The following is a 26,931-nucleotide window of genomic DNA, read 5'->3' on the forward strand; positions in this document are numbered from 1 at the left end:
GTATAGAAATAAAAATATAGTGATTAATAAATATGAATAGTATGGGACTTATTTCTTGACATATATTTTAGGTACATATATAATTATATGGTGAAACTTTTATTACAATAGATAGTAAAGTAATTGCTATAAAACACCAGCAATAAAGGGGGTGCATGTGAATGTTTATGACATATCAGCCTAAAAAGAAACAGAGAAAGAGAGAACATGGTTTCAGAAAGAGAATGAGTAGTCTTTCAGGAAGAAATGTTCTTAAGAGAAGAAGACAAAAAGGTAGAAAAAGATTGACAGCATAAGGGCCGCTTAAGTGGCCTTTTTCTGTAATTGCAGAAATGAGGAGAAATATTTTTAATGAAACAAGAAAGATTACGGAAAAATACGGATTTTAAAATTGCTTATCGAAGAGGAAAATCTTTTTCTACAGAACTACTGGTGCTCTATGTATATAAGAATAAAAGGAATTGTATAGATGGAAGTCTTTATAATAGAGTCGGCATATCTGTAAGCAAAAAAGTTGGGAAAAGCGTTGTAAGAAGCAGGGTTAAGAGGTTAATTTCAGAATGTTATAGACTCAATAATTCAGGAATAAAGAATGGATTAGATCTAATATTTGTTTCTAGGGTTAGCAGCAAAGATAAAAGTTATGAGGAGATTAAAAATTCTATGCTCAAACTTTTTAAAAAGGCAGGTCTTTATAATAATGAAGAAAATCCTAATTAGATTGATTATATTCTATCAAAAATATATTTCTCCATGGAAAAAGCAAAGATATAAATATTACTGCAAATTCTATCCAACTTGTTCACAATATGCTATGGAAGCTATAGAGCGTTATGGACCTTTAAAAGGTAGTTTTATGGCAATAAAAAGAATATTAAGATGCCATCCCTTCAGTAAGGGTGGATATGATCCGGTAAAATAAATTATCAGGAGGATAATACATTGAGCTTCTTAGGAAATCTACTGAATAACTTTTTCGAATTGATACATCAATTCGTTAAGATTTTTGTACAGGGTGATAACTATTCTTACGGTCTAACCATTATACTTTTTACAGTTATAATAAGGCTTTTAATGTTACCGCTAAATATAAAATCAACTAAATCTTCAGCAAAAATGCAAGAATTACAACCGAAAATGCAGGAGATACAGAATAAATATAAAAATGATCCTCAAAAATCTCAACAGGAGTTAATGAAACTATATAAAGAGCATGGTACTAGTCCTTTTGGTGGGTGTTTACCAATACTAATACAATTTCCTGTATTAATGGCTATGTATTCAATACTATACAGTATTAAAGGAATAGATAATGTTCATTTTTTGTGGTTCACTCTTGGTAAACCAGATAACACATTTATACTAACAATACTTGCAATTTTAACTACTTATGTATCTTCAGCTATAATGATGCCTAAGGGTGATAACCCGCAGGCTAAGACTATGTCCACTATGAATATAATGATGGCTGGAGTAATAGGAGTATCTAGTTTAAAACTTAAATCTGCATTAGTTATGTACTGGGTAGTTAGTAATTTAATACAATTGGGTCAGAGTGTGTTTATGATTAAAATGGGACTTATTAAAAATACAGTTGGAAGTAGCATACTTAATAGGGAAGCAGAAAAGAATGAAGAAACAATAAAAAGTAAAGATTTGAATAATAAATCAGTTAATAAATCCGTTTCTAAAAAATCCTTGGAAACAGCAGTTGATAGTAAGTATAGATCCAAAGCAGAATATAATAGCAAGAAGAATGTTAGTAAAAGTACTGGAAATAATTCAAATGCTACTAAAAATAAAAAGAATAAAACAAATAAGAATAAGAAGAAATAGAATTCTTTTATAATAAGGTGGGTGTTTTAATATGAGAAGTCTAGAAGCAACTGGAAAAACAGTTGAGGATGCCTTAAAGAGTGCTTTGGAAGAATTAAACTTGACAGAAGATAGAGTAGAGATAGAAATATTAGATGAAGGAAGCAAGGGACTATTTAAGATAATAGGCTCAAAACCTGCTAGAATAATAGTAAAGGAAAAAAGAAATAGTTCTTATGAGGCTAAGAAGTTTTTATCAGAGATACTAGATAACATGAATGTAAAAGCTGAAATCAGTATTCAGGACGAAGATAATTTATTAAAAATAGATTTATCTGGTCCTAATATGGGCATAATTATAGGGTATAGAGGCGAGACACTTGATGCTCTTCAATATCTTGTAAGTTTAGTAGTTAATAAGGATCAATCACAGGAATATAAGAGAGTTGTTTTAGACACAGAGAACTATAGAAGCAAGAGAGAAGATACTCTAAGAAGACTTGCTGAAAAAACTGCTTATAAGGTAAAGAAAGCTGGAAGAAGTTTTAAATTAGAACCTATGAACCCATATGAACGTAGAATTATACATGCCGCTCTTCAAAATGATTCTAGTGTAGAGACATTTAGCGAGGGGGATGAACCATATAGAAGAGTAGTAGTAACTTTGAAGAAAGCCTAAAGGCTTTCTTTTTAGGCATATAAGACAAAATTACAAGTGAAGTATCCTCTAAATAAGACATATAAAGGTGGTTAAAATGAGAGAATATGATACGATTGCCGCCATTGCCACAGGTATTGGAGAGGCTGGTATATCAATAATAAGAGTATCAGGAGATAAAGCGCTTAGTCTAGTTAACTCAATATTCAAAGGAAAAACTAATAAAAGTTTGATGGATATGAGGCCATATTCTATGAGGTATGGATTTATAATTGATAAGGATTCAGAGGATGTTATCGATGAAGTTTTAGTTAGTTATATGAAGAAACCAAAAAGCTTTACTGCTGAGGATACAGTAGAGATTAATTGCCATGGTGGGAGTATGGCTGCTAAAAGAATATTAGAAGAGGTTATTAAAAGGGGTGCTCGTTTAGCTGAACCAGGTGAGTTTACTAAAAGAGCATTTTTAAATGGAAGAATTGACTTAAGTCAGGCTGAAGCAGTTATGGATATAATTAAGTCAAAGACAGATATTGCAATGAAGTCGGCTGTTATGCAGGCTGAGGGTAGAGTATCACGCAAAATAAAAGAAATAAGAGATAAGATCCTTGGAATTCTTGCAGAAATAGAAGCTACAGTTGATTTTCCCGAAGAAGGATTAGATGATGTAGTTTTGGAGCAGTTAAAAAGTAATATAAATAAAATTATAGATGAGATAACATATCTCATAAAAACTGCAGATGAAGGAAAAATAGTTAGAGATGGTATAAGCACAGTTATTGTTGGCAAACCGAATGTTGGTAAATCGTCTCTTTTAAATATATTGCTCTCAGAAAACAGAGCTATTGTCACAGACATTCCAGGAACAACTAGAGATATTATAGAAGAATATATAAACTTAGGTGGTATACCAATTAAAATAATTGACACTGCTGGAATAAGAGAAACAGAAGATGTAGTTGAAAAGATAGGTGTACAAAGATCTGTAGATAAAATTGACGAAGCGGATTTGGTAATAACAGTTTTAGATGCTAGTAGAAAATTAGAGGAAGAGGATATTAATATACTTGATAGAATTAGCGGAAAGAAAAATATCGTCTTGCTTAATAAGTTAGATTTAGTAAAAAATATTGATGTAGAAGATTTAAAAAAGTATGGTGTAGAAAAATATATTAATATTTCTATGGTAACAGGTGATGGGCTAGATAGACTTAAAGAGGAAATTAGTAAAATGTTTTTCTCTGGTAAGCTTAATTATAATGATACTATTATTACAAATACACGACATAAAGAAGCGCTTATAAGAGCTAAGCAAAATTGCACCAGCTCATTAGAAACACTTAATAATAATATGGAAATAGATTTAGCTTCAATAGACTTAAAGGATGCGTTGAATAACCTTGGAGAGATTACAGGTGATAGTCTTCAAGAAGATTTGTTGGATAAAATATTTTCTGAATTTTGCATAGGAAAGTAGGGAAAAAAGAATGAGCTATTTTGGGGGAGAATATGAAGCAATTGTGGTAGGGGCAGGTCATGCCGGATGTGAAGCAGCACTGGCATGTGCTAGAATGGGGCATAAAACACTTTTGTGCACTATGAATCTTGATAGCATTGCGTTTATGCCTTGTAACCCTAACATTGGAGGTACTGCAAAAGGACATATCGTAAGAGAGATAGATGCTCTTGGCGGAGAGATGGGAGTAAACATTGATAATACTTATATACAGTCTAGAATGTTAAACACGTCAAAGGGTCCAGCAGTACACTCTCTAAGAGCACAGGCGGATAAGAAAAAATACCAGTTTAGAATGAAACACGTATTAGAGCAACAGGAAAATTTATATATCAAGCAAATAGAAGTTATATCTCTAGATGTAGAGAAGGATAAAGTTAAGGGAGTCATCACTAAAAATGGGGCTTATTACTCTGGAAAAGTAATTATTCTAGCTACAGGAGTATATCTCAAATCTAAGATAATTATTGGTGAAGTAAATTATAGCGGTGGTCCTAATGGGATGTTTGCCGCCGATGGCTTATCACAATCATTAATTGATAATGGTATAACTATAAGAAGGTTTAAAACTGGTACACCATCAAGAGTAAATAAGCGATCTATAGATTTCAGCAAGATGGTAATTCAAAGTGGTGATGAAGTAGTTACTCCATTTTCATTTATGAGTGGCGATATTGAGAGAGATCAAGTTCCATGTTATTTAACGTATACTAATGAAGAAACACATGACGTTATAAGAAATAATATTAATAGATCTCCTATTTATAATGGATCAATAGCTGGTATAGGTCCACGTTATTGCCCTTCGATTGAGGATAAAGTAATGAGGTTTCCAGACAAGGACAGACATCAGATTTTTATAGAACCTGAAGGTGAAAATACTGAGGAAATGTACGTTCAAGGGATGTCTAGTTCTCTACCTGAAGAGGTTCAGGTAAAAATGCTTAGAACTATTGAGGGACTTGAAAATGTTGAGATAATGAGGACTGCATATGCAATAGAATATGATTGTATAGATTCAACACAGCTTAAATTATCACTTGAATTTAAAGCTATAGAGGGACTTTTTGGTGCTGGACAGATAAATGGTACATCTGGTTATGAGGAAGCAGCTGGCCAAGGATTAATAGCGGGTATAAATGCTGCATTAAAATTAGAGGAAAGAGAACCTCTTATTTTAAAGAGATCAGAATCATATATCGGTGTTCTTATAGATGATCTCATTACAAAGGGAACAAATGAACCTTATAGAATGATGACCTCTAGAGCTGAATATAGATTGTTACTAAGGCAGGATAATGCTGATTTGAGATTAACTGAAAAAGGATATGATGTAGGATTAGTTAGTAAAGAAAGATATGCTAAATTCTTAAATAGAAAAAAAGCAATAGAAGATGAGATAGATAGACTTAAAAAGCTTCAGATAACTAATAAGAAAGAAGTAAATGATATATTAATAAACTTGAATTCTACAGATCTAAAAAAACCCATATCATTATATGAACTTATAAAACGTCCAGAATTGGATTATCAATCTGTCATAGAACTAGATAAAGATAGACCGGTTTTAAGCAGAGACATTATTGAGGAAATAGATATTATATCTAAGTATGAGGGATATATAGAAAAACAGCTTGAACAGGTTAAACAGTTTAGTAAGTATGAAAATAAGATAATACCACCTGATATAGATTATAATGATGTAAACAGCTTAAGGATAGAAGCGAAACAAAAGCTTGGAAAGATAAGGCCTCTAAATATTGGTCAGGCTTCCAGAATATCGGGAGTATCGCCTGCAGATATTAATGTGCTTTTGATATATATTGAGCAATACAATAAGAAGGTGGGTAAAGATTGGAAAAGGTAGATGATTGTTACAAATTACTTAAAAAGGCTTTCGGCAATGAAAAGTTAACATTTAATGATATTGTATATGCTAGATTTATACAGTATAAAGAACTTATTAAAGAGTGGAATGAAAAAATAAATTTAACGGCAATTACTGATGATAAGGAAATAATTCAAAAACATTTCATTGATTCGATAAAGTCATTTCAGTTTTCGAAGTTGAATAATTGTAAAAATATAATAGATGTAGGTACTGGAGCAGGTTTTCCTGGTATACCTATTAAGATAGTTAATGAGAATATAAATGTAACATTGTTAGATTCATTAAATAAACGAATTAAATTCTTAGATTGTGTTATAGAAAGTCTTGAACTAAAAGGTATAGAGACTTTTCATGGAAGAGCAGAGGAGATGTCAATTAAGAACGAGTTTAGAGAACGGTATGATTGTGCTATTTCGAGGGCTGTAGCTAATTTGTCGTCATTATCCGAATATTGTTTACCATTTGTGAGAATAAATGGATACTTTGTAGCTATGAAGGGACCAGCAGTTGAAAAAGAGATTTTGGATGCTAAAAATGCTATAAAAGTTTTGGGTGGAAAATTGGAGGAAGTAATTCCGGTAACTATTGAAGACACAGAATTTATGCATAATTTGGTGATTATTAAGAAAATACAGTCCACACCTGATAGGTTTCCACGAAAATCGGCAAATATTTCTAAAAAGCCTATTATTTAAAGTAAAAATATGTTAATATTAGTCATACGAAATATTAGACAAAAAGAAGGAATTTTAAAAAATAAATAGAAAATATTAACAAATGCAAATAGAGGGATGGATTATATGCAGAAAGAAATTATATATGTATCACCGAATAAAATAGTACCTAATTTGTACCAACCTCGTAAGAGTTTTGACGAAGATTCCATTGAAGAGTTGGCTCAATCAATTAAGCATTATGGGATCATTCAGCCGTTATCGGTTAGGAAGCTTGGCAATGATTCATATGAACTAGTGGCTGGTGAAAGAAGACTTAGAGCTGCTAAAAAGATAGAGTTAGAAGAAGTTCCTATTATTTTAGTTGACGTGAATGATAAAGAATCTGCATCCATAGCATTATTAGAAAATCTTCAGAGAGAGGATTTAAACTTTCTTGAAGAGGCAGAGGCATATTATAATTTAATAAAGGAACATGGATATACTCAAGAAAAACTTGCAGAATATATAGGCAAAAAGCAGTCAACTATTGCTAATAAGTTAAGACTTTTGAAATTGTCAGACTCTATAAGGAAGAGGATACTGGATAATAGACTTACTGAAAGACATGCAAGAGCTTTTTTGAAAATATCAGATGACAAAGTTCAACAGGATGTATTAGATGTTGTGATAAAGAAAGGTTTAAATGTTAAACAGACAGAAGATTTTATTGAATCAGTATTAATCAAAAATGAAAAAGAAAAGTTTAAGAAAAGAGTAAAAACTTCATTTAATACTAGGGTGTATTTAAATACTATAAAGCAAATATTTGATAAGTATGGAGTAGGTGCTAAATATAAAACAGAAGAATCAGATAGAGATGTAAGAGTTACAATAATAATTCCCAAAAAATAGAAATGTTTCACGTGAAACAAAAAGCTGTTGTGATGCTAATATGTATTACAGCAGCTTTTTATGTGTGCTGAAATGAAAAATCAAGATTCATTTAATTTAGGCTGAGATGATATTATTTTCTATATAAATAATTTTCACTCAGTTAGTTGAAGTTGTACCATTATAAATATATAATATTATTATGTTTTACAAATGAACTCTTGTAGAAAGGAGGTAAAAACTTAAGAATTTATTCTTTTAGTTAGAAAAAATGAAAATAATATGTGTATTTAATCAAAAAGGTGGAGTTGGAAAAACTACTACCAATATTAATCTTTGTTCGTATTTAGCTATGGAAGGGTATAAGGTATTAACTATTGATATAGACCCACAAGGTAATACTACTAGCGGCTTAGGCTTTGATAAGAAAAAAATAAAAAATTCAATATATGATGTATTAACTACAGATATAGATATTAATGAAACAATAATTGAAAGCAGCCTTATCAAGAATTTGTATGTTCTTCCGTCTATAGTTTCCTTAGCAGGTGCAGAAGTAGAACTTATTGAAAAAGAAAACAGAGAAACAATACTTAAAGATAAATTAAACAATATTAAGGAAAAATTTGATTATGTTTTTATAGATTGTCCACCATCATTGGGCTTTCTAACTATTAATGCTCTTACTGCTTCAGACACTGTATTGATACCTATTCAGTGCGAATTTTATGCATTAGAAGGAGTGGGACAACTAGTCAATACAATCAATCTTGTTAAGAAGTCGCTAAATAGACATATAGAGGTTGAAGGTGTCATACTTACTATGTATGATAGAAGAAATAATTTATGTAATGATGTTACAACTGAAGTTAAAAAGTATTTTAAGAATAAGGTTTACAGTACAACCATACCAAGAAATATTAGACTTGCTGAGGCTCCAAGTTTTGGATTACCAATAATGTTATATGATGAAAAATGCAAAGGAGCAGAAGCTTTTTCATTAGTATCGAAGGAGTTTTTAAGCAGACAAAAGGAGAGTTGATATAGTGGCTGTAAGAAAACATGGATTAGGAAAAGGATTAGATGCATTAATACCTAAAGAAATTTCAATAGAAAATGAAAGAGATGAAGTAACTAAAATCAATATTAATAAAATTAAATCTAACGATGATCAGCCTAGAAAATATTTTGATGAAGATAAAATTGCAATACTGGGGGAATCTATAAAAGAACATGGATTAATACAACCAGTAGTTGTAAAACAGGATGGAGAATTTTATAGTATAATAGCTGGTGAAAGAAGATGGAGGGCAGCAAAGCTTATTGGGTTAAAAGAGATACCAGTCGTTATAATGAATTTAGATGATAGACAAACCTTAGAGATATCATTGATTGAAAATATACAACGAGAAGATTTAAATCCTATTGAAGAAGCAAATGCATACAAGAAATTAATGTATGACTTTGATATTACTCAAGAGGAACTGTCACAACGAATAGGAAAGTCAAGAACAGCTATAGCAAATTCTATTAGATTAATTAATCTAGATGAACGAGTAAGAAACTATCTAATAGATGGTGTTATCAGTGAAGGACATGGCAGGGCGCTACTGTCAGTGAATGAGGGGAATCTTCAGTATGAGCTTGCTCAAAGAATTATAGATGATGGGTTGAGTGTTAGACAAACTGAAAAACTTGTAAAAAGTATAAATAGTGAAAATAAATCTAAGACTAATAGAAAACAGGATTATTCAATATATTATGAGAATGTCAAAGAAAAATTAGAAAGTTATTTTGATACTAAAGTAGTTATCTCCGCAAATAATAAGAAAAAAGGAAAAATTGAAATTGAGTACTATTCGGAGGAAGATCTAAACAGAATCATAGATCTAATTAAGATGTAAAACTACTTTAATGTTTCACGTGAAACAATATGCAGGAGGTAAAAATGGATTACATTTTAGACATTATAAAATATTATGGACCTATCATAGATTGTGTACTAGCTTTAATAGTAATAATATTGTTTTTTATGCTTATTGCAGTAATGAGTTCTTTAGGAAAATTGAAGAGAAAGTATAGATCATTCATGCGTGGTGTAGAAAATAAGAATCTTGAAGAAACAATACTTCAATATTTAGATAAAGTAGAGAATGCAAGTAGAACTTGTGAGGATGTAAAAGGATTGTTAAGCGCAATTGAAAGAAAAGTAGATACATGCGTACAAAAGATATCAATAATAAGATATAAAGCTTTTGAAGATGTAGGAAGTGATTTGAGTTTTTCAATAGCATTGTTGGATAATAAGAACAGTGGAGTTATCATTACAGGAATATATGGTAGAAATGATAGTACTACATACGCGAAGCCTATTGATAAAGGGCTTTCAAGGTATGATCTATCTGATGAGGAACAAGAAGCCTTAAACGAGGCTATGCATAAATAATAAAGGGGAAGTGATCTCTGTTGGCTAAAAATTGCTGGCATGATCACTTTCCCTTTTCATTTTAAGAAATGTTTTGAATAATACATAATATAATGACAATAATATTTAGTGGAGGTGAAAAAAATGAATATATATATACTTGATAGTGATTTAAATATAAAAGATGATCTTGAAAAAAAAGGTTATAATATAATAGATGATCCTAAAACGCCTTGTGACGCAATAATATGTAATTTAAAAAATTGTGATTTAAGCAAAATTAATTCAAAAATTAATTATAAATCTGAAGGGACACTAATAATTGATTATGGAAATAAAAGTGTAGATGATATAGAAAATATATTAAATAACAGGTTTTATTCCAGTGTAATGTAAAATTATTTTATAGAAGCAAATTCGGAATTATCACAAAGTTTTGAAACAGAATTAAAAATGGAAGTTGAAATAAGGTCTGCTAGACGCATAACAGTATACAATCGAGTATTCTGCAGAACCATAAATTCTAAAGAACCGCTTATATTAACAATACCAGTTATGCTAAGGTCACCTACAGGCGGTAACTTTTTATTCATAGCTGCACCAGGAGTTAATGGCTTGTTCTCAATAATAATTTTCCCAACATTATGAATAGAGCCAAGAGAAGCATCTATAGCAATAATATAGGGATCAGTATAACTTATTTTTATTAAATTAAGTGTATCTTGCAAATTCTTTGCATGAACTGGTGATTTCAAATTACCATAGATCACAATTCTACTGTGGTTTAGAAAATCAAGCTTATCTCCAACTAGAGGACCTAAACTATCTCCTGTAGAACGGTCGGTACCTATACATAGAAACACTATAGTTTTACCACTTGCAAGTTCTATATTCATACAATCATATAATAAATTCATAAGTATATTAACAGAGTTTATATTATCACTATCCAAAATAATTTTATCTTTATTCATAGAAAACCCTCCTTATTAGAAGTTTATCCAATAAGGAGGAAATATATTCTATATCACATTAACTTTTCTAAATATATTATAAAATACAACTAAGAATATGCAGAACATCATACCGATAACGCCATAAGCCTTTAATCCTATGAAAATCGCTGCAAGTACAGAAACAGGATGAAGACCTAATGAAGAAGATACGATCCTAGGTTCTGAAATCTGTCTAATTATAAATACTAAAGCATAAAGTATACATAGAGCAATAGCTGTTATGTACTGGCCATTTGAAAACTGAACAAATACAATCGGTATGTAAACCAGAGGCATTCCAAGTACAGGCATAAGATCAAGGATTGCACAGAGTAAAGCTAATACAAATGCATAATTTATTCCAAGTATGATGAACCCCATAAGTGTTACAATAAAAGTGATTGTAACAACCAGTAAATATGATAAAATATAATTCAACAGCATTTTTTTTGTTTCATTATAAATATAAATAATCTTTGAAGCACTATCGTTAAAATTAGACAACAATTTTGAATTTTTATCTGATTTTGATAAATCTTTGGTAAAAAAATATGTAGATATTAGCGTAAACACAAAAAGCATAACAAAATACGGAATAGACGAAACAAATGATGTTAACATTGCAATAACGCCTTTTACTAGTGTATTAATCAAAGTTGTAATTTTTGAAGTAATACCAGATAGAGAACTTTGTATTGCTTTAATAACGGTAGGATCTAAATTATTATAATATGTTTGTATCTTATTGATTATATGGGTACTATAGTCGGATATATCAGGTATGTAATTGGGTACATTTCTTCCAAGCTCAACAACTTCTGAAATAATAGAGGATGATGCCCAAAACAGCAGCGAAAATAGAATTGAGTAAAAAATAATAGTCGTTACCAAGGCAGAGATGGAAGCTGAAATTTTAAGATTCTTTGAGATAAATCTAGTAGGCTTTTTCAATATAAAAGCAAATAGTAAAGCAAGTACAAATGGCAACGTGAAGCCTAGAGTTTCAATAAATGTGAAAAAAACTATAGAATAAATAATAAAAAATAATATAGTTTTATCGAGATGATCTATTAATTTTGACATTATAAACCTCCTTATACTTTGTTTGTCTATGATATAAACAAAGATTCTACATAATACTATTTATTAAGAGAATTTAATGATAAAATAGAATTGGGACAGTGTATTAAACTTAAGAAGTTTTTTACATTAATCTTATTATAAATGTAAATTAATAGAGTGTCTATATTACAGGTGGTGGTTTGATTGGAAAAATATTATTTAATAACATTTGAAAATTCTAGTGGAGCAATGAAGACAGAGAGATATCTAAAAGCACAGAATTTTAGACTGGCTGTGATGCCAACACCAACTTATATAACAAAAAGTTGTGGAATAAGTATAAGAGTTGAAGAAGAACAAGGTGAAAAAGTAAAACAATTGCTAGAAAGAGGAGAAACTATCTACAAAAATTTATATAAAAAAGAAGAAAATGAAATGAGAAAAATATTATAGTATTACTTAAATGGGGTAGAAAATTTTTATGAAGAATAATGAAGTGATAAAATTTATTACTAAAAATTTAACTGAAGATAATATTAATAATGTACTTATAAATCTACTAAGCATAATCGCTATAATTGTTTGCATGTATATATCTATAAAGGTTGGAACAATAATTATAAAAAAGGTAGCAAGAACTCAAAATAAGCTTAGGATATCATTAGACGAAAGCAGAACCAAGACATTAGTAGCGTTATTGACGAGTATATTAAGATATACGGTTTATTTCATTGGAATAGGAGGTATTATAACTATACTATTTGGCAAAATAGGTCTTACTTTTGCTGGAATAGGTGGTGTTGCAGTTGGATTTGGAGCACAGAGTTTAATTAAAGATATAGTAAATGGATTTTTTATTCTGCTTGAACAACAGTATGTAGTTGGTGACTATATAACAATAGGAAGTAAGGATGGAATAGTTGAAAGTTTAGAATTGAGAATAACGAAAATAAGAGATTTTAATGGTGATTTACATATTATTCCAAATGGACTTATAACAGATGTGACTAATCATTCAAAAGGTGATATGCGTGTTATGGTAGATGTAGAGATAGCTTACGATGAAGATACAGATAGTGCAATTAAGGTATTAGAGGATGCTGTAGAGGAGTTTAAGAAGAGTAATGATGATTTGGTAGAGGGACCGGATGTAGTCGGTATAGTATCATTAAGCGGAAGAGGAGTCAGCATAAGAGTAGTAGGTAAGGCCAAGGCTATGACCCAATGGCAATGTGAAAATGAGCTTAGAACCTTTTTAAAGAAGGAGCTAGATAGAAATGGAATAAGATTTCCACAGGTTACAACAAATTATTCAAGTGTAGATAAAGGAGAGGGGAAATAACATGTCAAAGGTATTTAATATTGGAGATATTGTGGAGTTTAAGAAACAACATCCTTGCGGCAGCAAAGAGTGGGAAGTGATAAGACTTGGTGCAGATATAAAGGTTAAGTGCTGTGGGTGTGGCAGAATAGTTATGCTTCCGAGATCTAAATTTGAAAAAGACACAAAAAAAGTAATTAAAGAAAATAAAGAAATTGAAAAAGATGTTGAAAATTAAAAATGAATATGATAAAATCAATAGTTGTAGTCCCTGCTGTAACGAATATTACGTTATGGCCGTTAGTCCAGGGGGAGGAGGTGATTTGATGAGAAAATATGAAACTATATTCATATTACATCCATCAACTGACGAGGAGAGCGTAAAAGCTAGTATCGAAAAGTTTAAAGGTGTAATCGAGAATGGTGGCGGAGTAGTTGACAACGTTGATTTCTGGGGTAAGAGAAAACTTGCTTATGAAATAGATAAAGTTGGCGAAGGCTTTTATACGTTAGTAGAATTTAGTGCTAATCCAGAATTACCAAAGGAATTAGATAGAATATTCAGAATTACTGATGGTGTTATAAGACATATTATAGTTAAGAAAGAGAAATAGGGTGGTGCCATAATGAACAAGGTTGTTTTAATTGGTAGATTAACAAAGGATCCGGAGTTAAGATTTGCTCCTGGTACTGGAAATGCTGTTGCCACCATAACTTTAGCTGTAGATAGAAGAATGCCTAATAGAGATGGCCAGCGTGAAGCTGATTTTATTCCTGTTGTAATATGGGGAAAGCAAGCTGAAGCCACTGCTAATTACATGGGTAAGGGACGACTTATGGGAGTTAGTGGCAGAATTCAAACAAGAAATTATGAGGCTAAAGATGGAACAAGAAGATATGTTACAGAAGTTGTTGCTGATGAAGTTCAGTTCCTAGATAGAGGAGACAGAACAAATTCAGGAGCAGGTATGAACAATAACACAAGAAACAACAATAATTCTGATTTTGGAGCTTCAGGAGCAGGCGATTCATTTGATATGGATATGACTCCTGTAGACGATGGAGATATACCATTTTAAAGGTAAGGAGGGATAAAGCATGAGTGATAGGAAAGAAAAAGATTCAGCAAAAAGAGGCGGATCCAGAATGAAGAGAGGCAAGAAAAAGGTCTGTGCATTCTGTGTAGATAAAGCTGAGTCAATTGATTATAAAGATATAAACAAACTTAGAAAGTATGTTACTGAAAGAGGTAAGATATTACCAAGAAGAATTTCCGGTAACTGCGCTAAGCATCAAAGAGAACTTACAGATGCTATTAAGAGAGCTAGAAACATAGCATTATTACCATTTACAACAGAATAAAAAACTATGTTTAAAGAACTGCTGATGGAAGTTTAAACTTTGTCGGCAGTTTTTTTATTGTTGCAAAAACTGTAAAAGAAACTTAAAATAGAGATTAGGGTAATATGTAAGGGGTTGATGGTATGAGAAAAGAAGATTTTAATATTATGTCTGATATTAAGATAATTGAAGAATTAAAGGCACAGCTACTTTGTATAATAGGCGAATTTTTCAGATTGTTAACTAAAGGCAGTAATGTTGCTCAAGAAGCTGTTTTGGAATGTATTTCAGGCGCAATAATAATTCTTTATGTATTAGCCGATAGGTTGGGATATTCATATACTTCTGTAGACGAGAACATAAAGAAAAAATTAAGAGTTGGAATAATTGAAGAAGATACTATTGAGAAAAATGGTAAGAGTTTAAGCAGACTTAACAATCATATAAAAACCAAATAAAAAGATTGACGATAGTAGCAATACTGAAAGGCGGATAAGAGAATGGATAATAATAAGTATAACTATTTCTCTACAAATAATATACTATATATGTTGATTATGGCTTTGGTTATATCTTTGCTATTTTACTATAGGCATATTGTTGTTGGAATAGTAGTACTGACTTTATTTGCTATACTAGTAGTCTATAATATAAGAGCTATAAAACTGCAAAAGCATGAGTGGAAAAAATTTATAGAAAATTTTTCATTGAAACTTGATGTAGCTACTAGAAATACATTAGTAAATTCTCCATTTCCATTGATTATAACAGGAAGTAATGGAAATATTGTATGGTATAACCAGAATACAACCTCAGTATTAAAACAGGAGGAAATTTTAGGAAAGAATATAGAGAATATAATAAAGATAGTAAATCTAAAAAATATAAAGGAGCTTAATGAAAAATCATATAAGGATGTAAATATAAAAGATAGATTTTATAATATATATATAAGCTTAATTAACGTTGATGACAGTAGAGATGAAAATGATAAGATAATATTATTCTATTTGAATGATGTGACTGAAACGAAAAAGATATATGACAACAGAGAATGTGTTATGCTCATAGAAGTTGATAATCTTGACGATGTAGTAAAGATGACCGAAGAGAGTGAAAAGCCTATCCTCATAGCTGAAATAGAAAAATGCATAAACAATTATGCACAAAACCTGAAAGCTATGCTCAAAAAATACTCTTCTAACAAATATGTTTTATCTGTACAGCACAAATTTATTACCGAGGAAATAAGAAAAAAGTTTGAAATATTGGATACTGTAAGGGAGATTAACGTAGGAAATAAACTTGCAGTGACATTGAGTATAGGAGTTGGAATGGGAGGAGAAACTCCTATTGAAAACGGCGGTTATGCTAACTCTGCTAAGGAATTAGCGCTTGGAAGAGGAGGCGACCAAGTAGTTGTTAAGGACGGAGAAAAACTATCTTTTTTCGGTGGTAAAACTAAAGAGGTAGAGAAGAGAACTAGAGTTAGAGCTAGAGTGATAGCTCAAGCTATGCGAGATTTAATAAAGGAAAGCAGTACTGTATTTATAATGGGACATAAAAATCCAGATGCAGATTGTTTTGGTGCCGCCGTTGGTTTAGCATCAATCATAAGAAATTTGGATAAGAAATGCAATATAGTATTAGAACCACCTATAAATGGGATAAAGCAGCTTCTACAAAAGTTCAGCGGTGATATAGACTATAGTGATATTTTTATAAATACAGATGATTTTAAAGAAAAATTTGATGAAAACAGTTTGCTGGTTTTAGTAGATGTACATAATAGAAGCTATGTACTAAGCGAAGAAATAGTAAATATATCCCGAAGAATTGTGATTATAGATCACCATAGAAAGGCACCTGACTATATAGGCAATACGATACTAAGTTATATAGAACCATATGCGTCATCTACATCTGAGCTTATAACGGAGATAATTCAATATATAGAGGAAAAAGTTAATGTGAAACAAGTGGAGGCAGAAGCACTTTTAGCTGGTATATGTGTAGATACAAAAAATTTTTGCTTTAAAACTGGAGTAAGAACCTTTGAGGCGGCATCCTTTTTAAGGAGGCTTGGAGCAGATACTGTAGATGTTAAGAGATTATTTTCAGATGATCTGGATACTTACATTAAAAGAGCACAAATACTACAGTCTGCTGTAACAGAGAACGATGTGGCAATAGCTGTATGTCCAGAAGATATCAATGATACAGTTTTAGCTGCACAGGTTGCTGATGAACTTTTAAATATTAGGGGTATTCAAGCATCATTTGTTTTTGTTAAAATAGATAATGATGTCCATATTAGTGGAAGGTCATTGGGAAGCATAAATGTTCAGATGATAATGGAAAGTCTGGGCGGAGGCGGACATATGACTATGGCTGGTGCAAAGCTGGAAAATACATCGGTGGATGAAGCAGTAGAACAACTAAAAAATATAATTAATAAAAAATTAATGGAGGATGAATATAAATGAAAGTAATACTTTTAAAGGATGTAAAAAGCGTAGGAAAAAAAGGTGAAGTAATAAATGCTTCAGATGGATATGCAAGGAATTTTCTTTTCCCAAGGAAGTTAGCTGAAGAAGCAACTGATGAAAACATGCATATATTAAACCAGAAGAATGAAAAAGAAAGAAAGAAGAGATTAGCAGAAATAGAAGAAGCTCAGAGATTAGCTGACAAATTAAAAGGAAAAGAAATTAAAATAATAGCTAAAAGCGGTGAGAACGGAAGACTTTTTGGAGCAGTAACTAATAAGGATGTAGCTGATGCTATCAAGAAACAATATGCACTAGATGTAGAAAAGAAAAAAATTGATATGGATACGATAAAGCAAACAGGTATTTATGATATTGAAGTTAAGCTGTATTCAGAAGTAAGCACGAAGATGAAGGTTATTGTAACAGAAAAATAGTTGCTTATTATAATAAGCTAAAACTAGGAGGATATATATTGAAATCTCAGTTTAAAATAAATGAAGGGCAGCTTGAGATAACAGAGGAATCATCCATACAGGCACAAATTAATGTATTATATGACATTGCTAATAATGTATTAGATCAGGGTGCAGTAAAAGCTAGAACAATAAAGTATAAGCTTCAGAAGTATGTAAATAGTAATGATATTTCTAAAAGAGTTTATGCCCTTAATAAAATAATAAGCGATGGTAAAGGAATAGCTACAAATGTTCCAGAAAGTGATGAGGAAATAGAAGATATTTTAAATGATACTACAAATAAATGGATTGTAGAGGCCGTTGCTAAAAGGTATATTCAAAATAAGATAGAAGCTCAAGTTGAGCAGGCTTTAGTAGAAAGACAGGATAAATATGTTGATGATGTAAGGCTCAGCATTATTAGAAAGCAAAAAGGACCTGAGAATGCTAAGACATTAAAAAAATATGAGAATCTTAAAAATATAAGTAAAAACAAATTAGCAAATAACATTCAAAACATATTGAGGCCTGAAGGTTTTAATGAAATAGTTGGACAAGAAAGAGCTATTAAAGCTCTGCTTGCGAAGTTAGCATCGCCATATCCACAACACATAATTCTATATGGACCTCCTGGAGTCGGAAAAACCACAGCTGCTAGATTAGCTTTAGAAGAGGTTAAAAAATTAAAATATACTCCATTTAAACAAGATGCAAAATTTATAGAAGTTGATGGTACAATATTAAGATGGGATCCAAGAGAAATAACTAATCCATTATTAGGATCTGTTCACGACCCCATATATCAAGGAAGTAAAAGAGATTTAGCAGAAGTCGGTATTCCTGAACCTAAACCGGGGCTAGTAACCGATGCAAATGGCGGCATACTTTTTATAGATGAGATAGGGGAATTGGATAATATACTTCAAAATAAGCTTCTTAAAGTTTTAGAAGATAAAAAAGTAGAATTTTCATCAGCATATTATGATCCAGATGATGAAAGTACACCTAAATATATAAAATATTTATTCGAGAATGGAGCACCAGCAGATTTTATACTTATCGGCGCTACCACAAGAGAGCCTGGAGAGATCAATCCTGCACTTAGATCAAGGTGCGCAGAGGTATATTTTGAGCCATTATCTGCAGAAGATATAAAAAATATCGTTATAAATGCTGCTAATAAACTTAATATAAAAATAGAAGATGGAGTGGCTGACACTATAAGCAGATACACAGTAGAAGGAAGAAGAGCGATAAGTATATTGTCTGATGCTTATGGATATGTAGTTTATAATAATAAAAACTGCGAAAATATAAGGGTTACCTTGAAGGACATTGAAAATGTTATAGCTGTCCAACGTCTAGTTCCTTACCAAAGCATTAATGATGAGGAGGAATATGCGATAGGACATGTATACGGCCTCGGGGTGAGTGGGTATTTAGGCTCAACTATAGAAATAGAAGCTGCTGTTTTTGAGACAAAGAAAGGCAGCGGGCATATCAGGTTTAATGATACTGCCGGTTCTATGGCTAAGGATTCAGTATTTAATGCAACTTCTGTAATAAGAAAAATTACAAATAAAAACATTAATGATTATGATATTCATGTTAATGTTATAGGCGGAGGAAAAATTGATGGACCATCTGCAGGAGCGGCTATAACAATTTGTATAATAAGTGCTATACTTAACAAACCGATAAAACAGAATGTGGCAATTACAGGAGAAATATCTATCAGAGGTAATATAAAGCCTGTGGGAGGTATTTTTGAGAAGGTTTATGGTGCCAGAAGAAAAGGGATAAAGACAGTTATTCTCCCTTATGAAAATAAGAAAGAGGCTCCTCAAAATCTTGAAAATATAGAAATCGAGTATGTCAAAAATATAGAGGAGCTTATGAACTTTATTTTTTAGTAATCGTGGAGGAGACAGTTTTTTATGGAAAATAAAAATGGAACAGATGAAAATAAAAATAGCACAAATGTAACTGCATCGCTTAGAAGTCTCCCCCAGAATGTTGAGGCGGAACAATCGGTTATCGGTTCTATGATAATAGATAAAAATTCGATAGCAGAAGCAGTAGAAACACTTAGAAGTGAAGACTTCTATAGGGATGTTCATAAAGTCATCTTTAGTGCATTAGTTGCCTTATTTCAGAAGGACACCCCAATAGATTTAGTAACTCTTACAGAATATTTGAAAGCAAATGATAAGCTGGAAGCAGCCGGAGGAATAACTTACATTACTCAAATAAGTGATTCGGTTCCAACGACGGCGCATTTACAAACTTATATAAAGATAGTTGCTGAGAAATCTATGCTTAGGAAACTTATACGTGCTTCTACAGAGATAATAGAGGATTGCTATGACAAGCAGGATGATGTATCTAAAGTTCTTGACTTGTCTGAAAAGAGGATATTCGATATCGCTGAAAAAAGAAGCACTGCCGATTATGAACCAATAAGTTCAGTCCTTGAAAGAGGCTTCCTTGAAATAGAAAAAGTATTTAATAATAAAGGAAACATTACAGGGGTTCCGTCAGGGTTTAGTGATCTTGACAGTAAAACATCCGGATTCCAAAAGGGTGATATGGTTCTTATTGCAGCAAGACCTTCCATGGGAAAAACCACATTTGCTCTAAATATAGCAGAAAATGCAGCACTAAGATCTGGTAAAAGCGTTGTTATATTCTCCTTGGAAATGTCTAAGGAACAGCTTGCGTATAAGTTATTGTGTTCTCAGGCTAATGTAGATATGTTAAAACTAAGAACAGGAAATCTTGAAGATGGTGATTGGGAAAACATAGCTAGAGCTTCAGGACCACTTGCAGCAAGCAAAATATTCATTGATGATACTGCAGGAATGTCAGTCATGGAAATGCGTTCTAAATGCAGGAGAATAAAGCTTGAGTACGGTATAGATATCATAATGATCGACTACTTACAGCTTATGAGTGGAAGTTCTGGAAGTGAAAGCAGACAGCAAGAGGTATCAGAGATATCTCGTTCTATTAAAGCACTTGCAAAAGAAATGCAATGTCCAGTTATAGCATTGTCCCAGCTATCCAGAGCTCCAGAGCAAAGAGCTGACCATAGACCGATGCTTTCAGACCTTAGAGAATCAGGTTCTATAGAACAGGATGCTGACGTGGTTATGTTCTTATATAGAGATGAATATTATAATAAGGAAACAGAAGACAAGAATGTGGCTGAGTGTATAATAGCTAAACAAAGAAACGGTCCAGTAGGTACAGTTAAATTAGCTTGGCTTGGTCAATTCAGTAAATTCGCTACGCTTGATTCTTTTCATCAGGAGTAAAATTAGAAAATGTTGTGTCGTAATTAAGATATTTCATCTGCATAGATCTTTAAATCTATGTTAGATGAAGATACTCTTAACGATGCAGCATTTTTTACTTAAATAGACATAAATGTAAAAAAAGTAACTTTATTAATTATAGAAATTTCAGAATAATCTGTTATTTTCATTTATATTATGTTATAATATAGCAAATAAGTACTTATTTATTATACGCAGCTGAAAACGTTTTAAAACGTAAAAAACACAGAAAGAAGAGGCGGTATATGACCATTAAGAAAAAAATAATGTTATTTACTATTGTTACTTTAATTTGTTCTATGACTATAACTACAGCTATTTCAGCTATATTTACTACAATGTCTTATGAGGAAACGGCTAAAGGTGATTTATCGCTAGTTGATGAATCTTTGGGGGAAACTATAGGTGAAGTTATTAATAAGGAAAAAGCAAATGTCACTGCACTATCGAAAAATACTGATATATATCAGTTTCTAAAAACTAAAGATCAAAAGCTGTTGAACACTGTAAATGATGAACTCACCAAGTATGCTAATAAGCAGGGAAATCTGGAGCACGCATTTGTAGTTAATACAGATGGTATTATTGTTGCAGATACTGATTCAAGATTGATAGGACAAAATATAGGTGAAAGGCAATATAATAAAGAATCTCTTCAATCATCAGGAAAGGCAGTAATGAGTGAAACACTTATATCAAAATCAACTAAGGCCCCTATCATAGTATTTACATATCCAGTAATGGATAAAACCAAATTAATTGGTTATGCTGCAGCTGCTGTAAAGGGAGAAACTTTTAATAAGTATTTTGAAAAAATAAGGCTAAAGAATGACGATTCAAGCTATGCATATTTAGTAGACGAAAAAGGAAAAATGATTTATCATCCTATTAAATCTAAGATAGGAAAACCAGTTGAAAACGTGCAAATAAAAGAAGTAGTGAAGGAAAACAGCAGCAATAAGGCAAAATCAGAAGATATTGTAGAATACAAATTCGATGGGTCTAAGAAAATAGCTGCCTATAAAATAGTGAATGGAGCTAATTGGATAGTAGTAATGTGTAGCACTGTAAGTAAATTTAATGCTCAGATCACTAGAACTACGATTTTAATTATTGCAGTCAGTGCAGTAATTGTTGTTATTGCATCGTTACTAGCTTTTGTCATATCTGCTAAGATAGCTAATCCTATAGTTGAAATATCTAAACTCATAGATAAGACAGCAAATTTGGATTTAACTAATGATAAAAATTATGACAGGCTGAGGAAGAGAAATGATGAAGTGGGTGTCATTGCTAAATCGACAGATAAAATGGTTAAACAACTGAATGAATTTATGATTAGTATGGTTAATGCTTGTGACAGTATAAATAAAAATGCAGTTCTAGTAGAGGATTTGACAAAGAATCTAAGTGAGAAAGCAGCGATGAATTCCGAAACAACAGAAACTTTATCAGCTGGAATGGAAGAGACAGCAGCTACTATTGAGGAGATTTCAGCTTCTACAGGAGAAATGAGCCAAGCAGTTGCTTCGATGGCCAATAAATCAGGAGATGGATTACAGAAAACAGAAGATATATTTACCAGAGCTTTAGACGTTAAAAATAAAACCAGTGAAGCTATAGAGAAATCTAATAATATCTATAATGATATAAGGATAAAATTACAGAAAGCTATCGAAGGAAGTAAAGCAGTAGAGGAGATTGATAGCTTGTCAAAATCCATATTGGATATAAGTAACCAGACTAATCTACTATCCTTGAATGCTGCTATTGAGGCTGCAAGAGCAGGAGAAAGCGGAAGAGGATTTGCAGTTGTTGCACAGGAGGTTGCGGCATTAGCTGACCAATCGGCTGAAACTGTAGGACAAATTCAAAAAGTAGTTGAAAAAGTAAAGGAATCTGTAAAGATATTAAATGAAAGTTCTTCACAGGTATTAATGTACATCGAGCAGAATGTCAATAAGGATTACGATAATATGATTAAGATTGGAGACAACTATAACAGAGATGCAGAGGATATCAATAAGTTCATGGTGGACTTCAGCGCATTAGCTGAAGAGCTGAATGCATCTATAGACGGTGTAGCAAAAGCAATTAATGAAATGGCAGAAACTATTAATGAAGGGGCTACAGGTACACAAGGTATATCAGATGAAACTGCTAAAATGGTTCAGCATATAGATGAGATTAGACAAAGTGCTAAGGATAACTTATACAGAGCTAATGAATTGAAGAGTATAACTTCAAAATTTAAGCTTGATATGTAAAGGATAAAGTTAATATACCAATGATAAAAGCCAGCTTAATTTAGAATTAAGCTGGCTTTATAAGCGATTACTAGTGATTATTCAGCATATAGTCAACCAAAGCATCAGAATGTATATCTGTAGTGTTTAGAAACTCCAATCCAAACGAGCTCTCAGTTAAGATAAGTGGAAGTTCAGTGCAACCTAAAATTACGCCATCAAGATTAAAATTGTCTTTATACTTCTTTATTATGGATAGCAATTCATTCTTTGTTGAACTTTTTATTACTCCATGTTCAAGCTCAGAAAAGATCCAGTTATCAATTCTATTTATATCCTGTTCATTAGGAGTGATGAGTTCAATACTATTTGCTGTAAAAGCTTCCTGATAAAATTTATGAGTCATAGTATATTTAGTTCCAAGTAACAGCAGTTTCTTTAAATTAAGTGCTTTTGCTTTGTGAAACGTTGCATCTACAATACTTATTACAGGTATTGGCGAACGATGAGCTAGAGGTTTGTAAACTACATGAGGAGTGTTTGTTCCTATAGCACAAAAGGTTGCACCAGCCTTATATAGTTCGTTAACTTTATCAAGTAAAAAATCGGTAAGTTTATCTAGCCGGTTTTCGTTTATGTAGGTTAACAGAGAATATAAATCTACACTGCTTATTAAAAATTCAGGAAGCTTTGTACCAACGGAATTGTTTTTCTGTTGATATTTTTTTATTATTAATTTGTAATAGTCTAATGTTGATTCAGGGCCTAAACCGCCTATTAGTCCAAGTTTTTCCATACATATGTTCCTCCATCTATTCTATATGCTTGTGGTCATACAGATGATCCATGCAGTATTCGTGATCCCCGCTGCATTTTGAACAATACCTGAAATCCATATCTGGATCGTCAAGTTCAGTTTTACCGCAGACAGTGCATTTGTGCATATAGGGACGTGAAGTTACCTTTGCACTGAATTTTTTTCTCCTAAAATAGGATAACCCATTAGTTTTCATTCCAGATACTATATCAGGACCAAAGAAGATGATGCAGTTTATAACAGAAGCTACAGCTGCTGCTTTTGAAGGCACAGGAAGAAATATAATACTATAAGCTATATACGCAACATCTAGTAAGCCAAGGTACTTCATTTTTACCGGAAGAATAAAAAAGAGCAAGATCTCAAAATTCGGAAAAAGGTATGCAAAGGCTAAAAATAACGACATATTAATAAACGAAGCAGTGGCAGCAGAATTAGTTAAAAAAGAAGCTGCAATAGTTGCTATTATTCCGATGAAGTAGAATAGGTTAAATTTAAAGCTTCCCCATTCATGTTCAAGAGAACTTCCTATAAGATAATATAGATACAGTGAAAAAAGAATCCATATTATTGAACTGCTTGGAGGAATAAATATGAAGGTTATGAGCCTCCAAACTTCACCTTTAAGAACAAGAGACGGAATAAGCATCAGTCTAAACTCCACATTTGCTTCTGGATACAGATAAGATAATGCAAATACCGCTAAATTTATAGTTACTATATAGAGCATTATATTCCTTAAAGCATACCTTCCAAAACGTCTTTCGAGCTTATCTAAGATTTTCATAGTATACCCCCTAATATATTTCTTACCCGTTGAATCTCTCTCTATAACCACATCTTTTGCATAGAGCCTCAACTATTTTACCATTGGAAAAACCATCAAACATGTTTTCTGCCCTAGGACTGCTTAAGATTTCACTAAAGGAGCAGAAGTTGATGTTTCCAAGAGGTATATCACCATCATTGTCAAGGCAACATGGAACAACAGTACCATCCACAAGAAATCCCATATGACTTCTAAGACCATAACAGAAGCCTTTTGTATTTTCTGAAGTTATGCTTAAATCAGGCCATTTGAATTCGTAATCTTGATTTAAAAAGACCCTGTCCCTCAGCTTTATTCCGCTATTTAACGCTATGGTTTCCTCTATCTGAAAATCTAAATTGAAGAAATTTTCGATAATGGATAGAAGGTTTCTGTTTCTTTGCCTTTCAGAGTTTCTTATGTCTGATTTGTCAAGGTTCCAAAGCCTCAAAGCTATAATAGTATTAGAATTTTCAACGGATTTATTTGTGAAACATAAAACATTATTTAAGTAATCTTCCATAGTAATAAACTTATCATTTGAAGAAAAGCTATGCAGCGAAAAATTTACCTGTCTTAATGCTGGTTTATTTAGAATCTTTTGCTCAGCTTTATCTATCAAAGTACCGTTGGTAGTCAAATTAACCTTAAAACCCATATCATGGCTTATGTCTAGAAATTTATCGATTTCGGGATGAAGCAGAGGCTCACCCTTTATATGAAAACATAAATGTTTAGTATAGCCATATATATTTTCAAGAATATTTCTAAATGTAGTAATATCCATGAATTGAGGCGATCTCTTAGTTTTAGGGCAAAATGTACATGAAAGGTTACATACATTTGTAATTTCAATATATATTCGCTTAAAGTGTCTCATTAGATTCATCCTTTGTATAAAATAATAATAGTATTATACCATATATGCGTACTTAAAATAACAGCATAAACAAGGTTATAGTTTACGTGAACTAAAAAATGCTGCTTCGGTATTTGCCGAAACAGCATCTATATATTAAATATTAATTAATGTGCTATATATTAAATGAATTGTGTTTATTTTGATGTCTAAGATATTCTAGAAGCAAAATTATATAGCCTTAATTAATATCTATTTTTCTTTTAGTTACAGAAGTTTTCTCAAGTTTAGGAAGCGTTATTGTTAAGACACCATCCTTGAAGCTTGCAGAAACGTTGTTAGGATCAACATTATCTACATATATGGTTCTTTTGAACACCCCATAGTGTCTCTCCTTTCTGATATAATTATCTTTATCCTGTTCTGTGGAATCATCTCTTTTAGCTGAAATAGTAAGATAGTTATTAGAGTATTCCACATCGATAGCTTCTTTATTAACTCCAGGAATGTCAGCTTCTACAACGTAATCATTTTCATCCTCTTTTAGATCAAGGTTAAAAGTAGAGCTATTCCAAAGATTATGCGGCATAAAACTTTCATCAAAGAAATTATTCATGAAGTTACTAAAGAAATCATCACCTCTTCTTCCTATTGAATTTTTATGAAATGGAACTAAATCGAACATATATATCAACCTCCAAAATTAATTTTTTTACCCTTTTATATAGTTTACATTTTTAATTTATATAATGTAGAATCACTATTACATTTTAATTAATCTGTATTTTTCTTTTATTAGCAATATCTTTATCAAGCTTAGGTAAAGTTATATTTAATACTCCATTTTTAAAGCTTGCAGATATTTTGCTTTCGTCAATATTGTCTACATAGATAGCTCGTTTAAACTCACCATAGTGTCTTTCTTTTCGGATGTAATTATCTTTATTTTCTTCTATAGAATCATTTCTTTTAGCTGAGATTGTAAGATAGTTGTTTTCATATTCAATATTGATTGCATCCTTATTAACACCAGGAATATCAGCTTCTATAACATAGTTGTTTTCATCTTCTCTTAGGTCAAGCTTAAAAGAAGAAGTGTTTAAAAAGCTTTGCGGCAGAAAATCTTCATCGAAGAAGCTATTCATAAAATTATTAAAGAAATCATCTCCTCTTTTAAGTGAATTTCTGCTAAATGGAACTAAACCGAACATAATTATCAACCTCCCAAAATAAATATTGTTTTACTTTGACTTTCTTTGTCCTTACACGTATATATTAGTATTAAAGTCAAAGAAAGTCAAAGGATAAAAATGTAACTAACAGTATGAAATTATAAGAAATAATT

32 protein-coding genes are annotated in these 26,931 nt (G+C 31.6%); 25 read left to right on the plus strand and 7 right to left on the minus strand.

The annotated features are described in order from the left end of the window. Positions 1 to 161: 161 nt before the first annotated feature. The 13 genes from rpmH (at position 162) to CLORY_RS17545 (ending at position 10,248) form a co-directional block, all read left to right on the plus strand. Positions 162 to 296 carry a 50S ribosomal protein L34 gene (gene rpmH, locus CLORY_RS17485; protein ID WP_079426860.1) on the plus strand — a complete coding sequence of 45 codons (135 nt, stop codon included), beginning with the start codon at positions 162 to 164 and terminating at the stop codon, positions 294 to 296. A 55-nt stretch (positions 297 to 351) separates the two neighbouring features. Next, positions 352 to 720, plus strand: coding sequence for a ribonuclease P protein component (gene rnpA / locus CLORY_RS17490; protein WP_079426862.1), 369 nt, complete (start codon positions 352 to 354; stop codon positions 718 to 720). Next, a complete protein-coding gene (gene yidD / locus CLORY_RS17495) occupies positions 701 to 922 on the plus strand; it encodes a membrane protein insertion efficiency factor YidD (protein WP_207652233.1) in 222 nt (73 codons plus the stop codon). The genes rnpA and yidD overlap by 20 nt, the downstream gene beginning before the upstream one ends. Positions 923 to 942: 20 nt before the next feature. Beyond that, positions 943 to 1,836, plus strand: a complete 894-nt coding sequence (yidC, locus tag CLORY_RS17500) for a membrane protein insertase YidC (RefSeq protein ID WP_079426866.1) — start codon at positions 943 to 945, stop codon at positions 1,834 to 1,836. Positions 1,837 to 1,867: 31 nt separating this feature from the next. Next, positions 1,868 to 2,494 carry an RNA-binding cell elongation regulator Jag/EloR gene (jag, locus tag CLORY_RS17505; RefSeq protein WP_079426868.1) on the plus strand — a complete coding sequence of 209 codons (627 nt, stop codon included), beginning with the start codon at positions 1,868 to 1,870 and terminating at the stop codon, positions 2,492 to 2,494. A 76-nt stretch (positions 2,495 to 2,570) separates the two neighbouring features. Further along, on the plus strand, positions 2,571 to 3,950 hold the full coding sequence (gene mnmE, locus CLORY_RS17510; protein WP_079426870.1) for a tRNA uridine-5-carboxymethylaminomethyl(34) synthesis GTPase MnmE: 1,380 nt from the start codon (positions 2,571 to 2,573) through the stop codon (positions 3,948 to 3,950). A 10-nt stretch (positions 3,951 to 3,960) separates the two neighbouring features. After that, the gene (mnmG, locus tag CLORY_RS17515; protein WP_079426872.1) at positions 3,961 to 5,856 is read left to right on the plus strand and encodes a tRNA uridine-5-carboxymethylaminomethyl(34) synthesis enzyme MnmG; all 1,896 of its coding nucleotides are present in this window, start codon (positions 3,961 to 3,963) and stop codon (positions 5,854 to 5,856) included. Continuing rightward, positions 5,844 to 6,575, plus strand: coding sequence for a 16S rRNA (guanine(527)-N(7))-methyltransferase RsmG (gene rsmG, locus CLORY_RS17520; protein WP_079426874.1), 732 nt, complete (start codon positions 5,844 to 5,846; stop codon positions 6,573 to 6,575). The genes mnmG and rsmG overlap by 13 nt, the downstream gene beginning before the upstream one ends. Before the next feature lie 105 nt (positions 6,576 to 6,680). After that, entirely contained in the window at positions 6,681 to 7,448 is a 768-nt protein-coding gene (gene noc, locus CLORY_RS17525) for a nucleoid occlusion protein (protein ID WP_079426876.1), read from the plus strand. A 250-nt stretch (positions 7,449 to 7,698) separates the two neighbouring features. Continuing rightward, positions 7,699 to 8,469 carry a ParA family protein gene (locus CLORY_RS17530; protein WP_079426878.1) on the plus strand — a complete coding sequence of 257 codons (771 nt, stop codon included), beginning with the start codon at positions 7,699 to 7,701 and terminating at the stop codon, positions 8,467 to 8,469. Positions 8,470 to 8,473: 4 nt separating this feature from the next. Then, positions 8,474 to 9,331 (plus strand): ParB/RepB/Spo0J family partition protein, encoded by an 858-nt coding sequence (locus CLORY_RS17535; RefSeq protein ID WP_079426880.1) that lies wholly within the window; start codon positions 8,474 to 8,476, stop codon positions 9,329 to 9,331. Between the two features lie 44 nt (positions 9,332 to 9,375). Beyond that, on the plus strand, positions 9,376 to 9,873 hold the full coding sequence (locus CLORY_RS17540) for a DUF4446 family protein (RefSeq protein ID WP_079426882.1): 498 nt from the start codon (positions 9,376 to 9,378) through the stop codon (positions 9,871 to 9,873). Between the two features lie 123 nt (positions 9,874 to 9,996). Continuing rightward, positions 9,997 to 10,248, plus strand: coding sequence for a YkuS family protein (locus tag CLORY_RS17545; RefSeq protein WP_079426884.1), 252 nt, complete (start codon positions 9,997 to 9,999; stop codon positions 10,246 to 10,248). 2 nt (positions 10,249 to 10,250) lie between these two features. Here the strand turns inward: CLORY_RS17545 and yyaC are convergent, their stop codons facing one another. Together yyaC and ytvI are read right to left on the minus strand one after the other, a co-directional pair. After that, a complete protein-coding gene (gene yyaC / locus CLORY_RS17550) occupies positions 10,251 to 10,826 on the minus strand; it encodes a spore protease YyaC (RefSeq protein WP_079426886.1) in 576 nt (191 codons plus the stop codon). Between the two features lie 48 nt (positions 10,827 to 10,874). Further along, the gene (ytvI, locus tag CLORY_RS17555; RefSeq protein ID WP_079426888.1) at positions 10,875 to 11,930 is read right to left on the minus strand and encodes a sporulation integral membrane protein YtvI; all 1,056 of its coding nucleotides are present in this window, start codon (positions 11,928 to 11,930) and stop codon (positions 10,875 to 10,877) included. A 183-nt stretch (positions 11,931 to 12,113) separates the two neighbouring features. On the opposite strand from ytvI, the gene CLORY_RS17560 reads away from it, so the two are divergent. From CLORY_RS17560 to CLORY_RS17615, 12 genes are all read left to right on the plus strand, one after another. After that, positions 12,114 to 12,362, plus strand: a complete 249-nt coding sequence (locus tag CLORY_RS17560; protein ID WP_079426890.1) for a putative Se/S carrier protein — start codon at positions 12,114 to 12,116, stop codon at positions 12,360 to 12,362. Between the two features lie 28 nt (positions 12,363 to 12,390). After that, positions 12,391 to 13,251 carry a mechanosensitive ion channel family protein gene (locus tag CLORY_RS17565; protein ID WP_079426892.1) on the plus strand — a complete coding sequence of 287 codons (861 nt, stop codon included), beginning with the start codon at positions 12,391 to 12,393 and terminating at the stop codon, positions 13,249 to 13,251. Between the two features lies 1 nt (position 13,252). Beyond that, positions 13,253 to 13,468, plus strand: coding sequence for a DUF951 domain-containing protein (locus CLORY_RS17570; protein WP_079426894.1), 216 nt, complete (start codon positions 13,253 to 13,255; stop codon positions 13,466 to 13,468). An 88-nt stretch (positions 13,469 to 13,556) separates the two neighbouring features. Continuing rightward, complete coding sequence (gene rpsF, locus CLORY_RS17575) at positions 13,557 to 13,844, plus strand: 30S ribosomal protein S6 (RefSeq protein WP_079426896.1); 288 nt, start codon at positions 13,557 to 13,559, stop codon at positions 13,842 to 13,844. 12 nt (positions 13,845 to 13,856) lie between these two features. After that, on the plus strand, positions 13,857 to 14,309 hold the full coding sequence (locus CLORY_RS17580; RefSeq protein ID WP_079426898.1) for a single-stranded DNA-binding protein: 453 nt from the start codon (positions 13,857 to 13,859) through the stop codon (positions 14,307 to 14,309). 19 nt (positions 14,310 to 14,328) lie between these two features. After that, a complete protein-coding gene (gene rpsR, locus CLORY_RS17585; RefSeq protein WP_079426901.1) occupies positions 14,329 to 14,592 on the plus strand; it encodes a 30S ribosomal protein S18 in 264 nt (87 codons plus the stop codon). A gap of 122 nt (positions 14,593 to 14,714) precedes the next feature. Then, positions 14,715 to 15,029, plus strand: a complete 315-nt coding sequence (locus tag CLORY_RS17590; protein ID WP_079426903.1) for a MazG-like family protein — start codon at positions 14,715 to 14,717, stop codon at positions 15,027 to 15,029. Positions 15,030 to 15,071: 42 nt separating this feature from the next. Beyond that, positions 15,072 to 17,057, plus strand: coding sequence for a DHH family phosphoesterase (locus CLORY_RS17595; RefSeq protein WP_079426906.1), 1,986 nt, complete (start codon positions 15,072 to 15,074; stop codon positions 17,055 to 17,057). Then, positions 17,054 to 17,497, plus strand: coding sequence for a 50S ribosomal protein L9 (gene rplI, locus CLORY_RS17600; RefSeq protein WP_079426908.1), 444 nt, complete (start codon positions 17,054 to 17,056; stop codon positions 17,495 to 17,497). Before CLORY_RS17595 ends, rplI begins: the two co-directional genes overlap by 4 nt. A 38-nt stretch (positions 17,498 to 17,535) precedes the next feature. Then, positions 17,536 to 19,431: a Lon family ATP-dependent protease gene (gene lonC / locus CLORY_RS17605; RefSeq protein ID WP_079426910.1), complete on the plus strand. Its 1,896-nt coding sequence runs from the start codon at positions 17,536 to 17,538 to the stop codon at positions 19,429 to 19,431. A gap of 24 nt (positions 19,432 to 19,455) precedes the next feature. Then, positions 19,456 to 20,835, plus strand: coding sequence for a replicative DNA helicase (locus CLORY_RS17610; protein WP_079426912.1), 1,380 nt, complete (start codon positions 19,456 to 19,458; stop codon positions 20,833 to 20,835). 266 nt (positions 20,836 to 21,101) lie between these two features. After that, positions 21,102 to 23,123: a methyl-accepting chemotaxis protein gene (locus tag CLORY_RS17615; protein WP_079426914.1), complete on the plus strand. Its 2,022-nt coding sequence runs from the start codon at positions 21,102 to 21,104 to the stop codon at positions 23,121 to 23,123. Positions 23,124 to 23,193: 70 nt separating this feature from the next. Here CLORY_RS17615 and CLORY_RS17620 read toward each other — a convergent pair whose 3' ends face one another. The 5 genes from CLORY_RS17620 to hsp18 (CLORY_RS17640) all read right to left on the minus strand — a co-directional run bounded on the left by CLORY_RS17620 (position 23,194) and on the right by hsp18 (CLORY_RS17640) (position 26,797). Further along, the gene (locus tag CLORY_RS17620; protein WP_079426915.1) at positions 23,194 to 23,898 is read right to left on the minus strand and encodes an aspartate/glutamate racemase family protein; all 705 of its coding nucleotides are present in this window, start codon (positions 23,896 to 23,898) and stop codon (positions 23,194 to 23,196) included. Positions 23,899 to 23,914: 16 nt separating this feature from the next. Next, positions 23,915 to 24,706, minus strand: a complete 792-nt coding sequence (locus tag CLORY_RS17625; protein ID WP_079426917.1) for a rhomboid family intramembrane serine protease — start codon at positions 24,704 to 24,706, stop codon at positions 23,915 to 23,917. A gap of 22 nt (positions 24,707 to 24,728) precedes the next feature. Then, positions 24,729 to 25,607, minus strand: coding sequence for a radical SAM/SPASM domain-containing protein (locus CLORY_RS17630; protein ID WP_079426919.1), 879 nt, complete (start codon positions 25,605 to 25,607; stop codon positions 24,729 to 24,731). 220 nt (positions 25,608 to 25,827) lie between these two features. After that, positions 25,828 to 26,271, minus strand: a complete 444-nt coding sequence (hsp18, locus tag CLORY_RS17635; RefSeq protein WP_079426921.1) for a heat shock protein Hsp18 — start codon at positions 26,269 to 26,271, stop codon at positions 25,828 to 25,830. 85 nt (positions 26,272 to 26,356) lie between these two features. Further along, positions 26,357 to 26,797, minus strand: a complete 441-nt coding sequence (hsp18, locus tag CLORY_RS17640; RefSeq protein ID WP_079426923.1) for a heat shock protein Hsp18 — start codon at positions 26,795 to 26,797, stop codon at positions 26,357 to 26,359. Between the last annotated feature and the right edge of the window lie 134 nt (positions 26,798 to 26,931).

The sequence above is a fragment of the Clostridium oryzae genome (genome assembly GCF_002029235.1).
In the GTDB taxonomy this organism is placed as follows: Bacteria; Bacillota; Clostridia; order Clostridiales; family Clostridiaceae; genus Clostridium_AE; species Clostridium_AE oryzae.

Coding starts and splice junctions, on each gene's coding strand:
- rpmH (WP_079426860.1), top strand. CDS start 162: ATGTTTATGACATATCAGCCTAAAAAGAAACAGAGAAAGAGAGAACAT.
- rnpA (WP_079426862.1), top strand. CDS start 352: ATGAAACAAGAAAGATTACGGAAAAATACGGATTTTAAAATTGCTTAT.
- yidD (WP_207652233.1), top strand. CDS start 701: ATGAAGAAAATCCTAATTAGATTGATTATATTCTATCAAAAATATATT.
- jag (WP_079426868.1), top strand. CDS start 1,868: ATGAGAAGTCTAGAAGCAACTGGAAAAACAGTTGAGGATGCCTTAAAG.
- mnmE (WP_079426870.1), top strand. CDS start 2,571: ATGAGAGAATATGATACGATTGCCGCCATTGCCACAGGTATTGGAGAG.
- mnmG (WP_079426872.1), top strand. CDS start 3,961: ATGAGCTATTTTGGGGGAGAATATGAAGCAATTGTGGTAGGGGCAGGT.
- noc (WP_079426876.1), top strand. CDS start 6,681: ATGCAGAAAGAAATTATATATGTATCACCGAATAAAATAGTACCTAAT.
- CLORY_RS17530 (WP_079426878.1), top strand. CDS start 7,699: ATGAAAATAATATGTGTATTTAATCAAAAAGGTGGAGTTGGAAAAACT.
- CLORY_RS17540 (WP_079426882.1), top strand. CDS start 9,376: ATGGATTACATTTTAGACATTATAAAATATTATGGACCTATCATAGAT.
- CLORY_RS17545 (WP_079426884.1), top strand. CDS start 9,997: ATGAATATATATATACTTGATAGTGATTTAAATATAAAAGATGATCTT.
- yyaC (WP_079426886.1), bottom strand. CDS start 10,826: ATGAATAAAGATAAAATTATTTTGGATAGTGATAATATAAACTCTGTT.
- ytvI (WP_079426888.1), bottom strand. CDS start 11,930: ATGTCAAAATTAATAGATCATCTCGATAAAACTATATTATTTTTTATT.
- CLORY_RS17565 (WP_079426892.1), top strand. CDS start 12,391: ATGAAGAATAATGAAGTGATAAAATTTATTACTAAAAATTTAACTGAA.
- CLORY_RS17570 (WP_079426894.1), top strand. CDS start 13,253: ATGTCAAAGGTATTTAATATTGGAGATATTGTGGAGTTTAAGAAACAA.
- rpsF (WP_079426896.1), top strand. CDS start 13,557: ATGAGAAAATATGAAACTATATTCATATTACATCCATCAACTGACGAG.
- CLORY_RS17580 (WP_079426898.1), top strand. CDS start 13,857: ATGAACAAGGTTGTTTTAATTGGTAGATTAACAAAGGATCCGGAGTTA.
- rpsR (WP_079426901.1), top strand. CDS start 14,329: ATGAGTGATAGGAAAGAAAAAGATTCAGCAAAAAGAGGCGGATCCAGA.
- CLORY_RS17590 (WP_079426903.1), top strand. CDS start 14,715: ATGAGAAAAGAAGATTTTAATATTATGTCTGATATTAAGATAATTGAA.
- CLORY_RS17595 (WP_079426906.1), top strand. CDS start 15,072: ATGGATAATAATAAGTATAACTATTTCTCTACAAATAATATACTATAT.
- rplI (WP_079426908.1), top strand. CDS start 17,054: ATGAAAGTAATACTTTTAAAGGATGTAAAAAGCGTAGGAAAAAAAGGT.
- CLORY_RS17610 (WP_079426912.1), top strand. CDS start 19,456: ATGGAAAATAAAAATGGAACAGATGAAAATAAAAATAGCACAAATGTA.
- CLORY_RS17615 (WP_079426914.1), top strand. CDS start 21,102: ATGACCATTAAGAAAAAAATAATGTTATTTACTATTGTTACTTTAATT.
- CLORY_RS17620 (WP_079426915.1), bottom strand. CDS start 23,898: ATGGAAAAACTTGGACTAATAGGCGGTTTAGGCCCTGAATCAACATTA.
- CLORY_RS17625 (WP_079426917.1), bottom strand. CDS start 24,706: ATGAAAATCTTAGATAAGCTCGAAAGACGTTTTGGAAGGTATGCTTTA.
- CLORY_RS17630 (WP_079426919.1), bottom strand. CDS start 25,607: ATGAGACACTTTAAGCGAATATATATTGAAATTACAAATGTATGTAAC.
- hsp18 (WP_079426921.1), bottom strand. CDS start 26,271: ATGTTCGATTTAGTTCCATTTCATAAAAATTCAATAGGAAGAAGAGGT.
- hsp18 (WP_079426923.1), bottom strand. CDS start 26,797: ATGTTCGGTTTAGTTCCATTTAGCAGAAATTCACTTAAAAGAGGAGAT.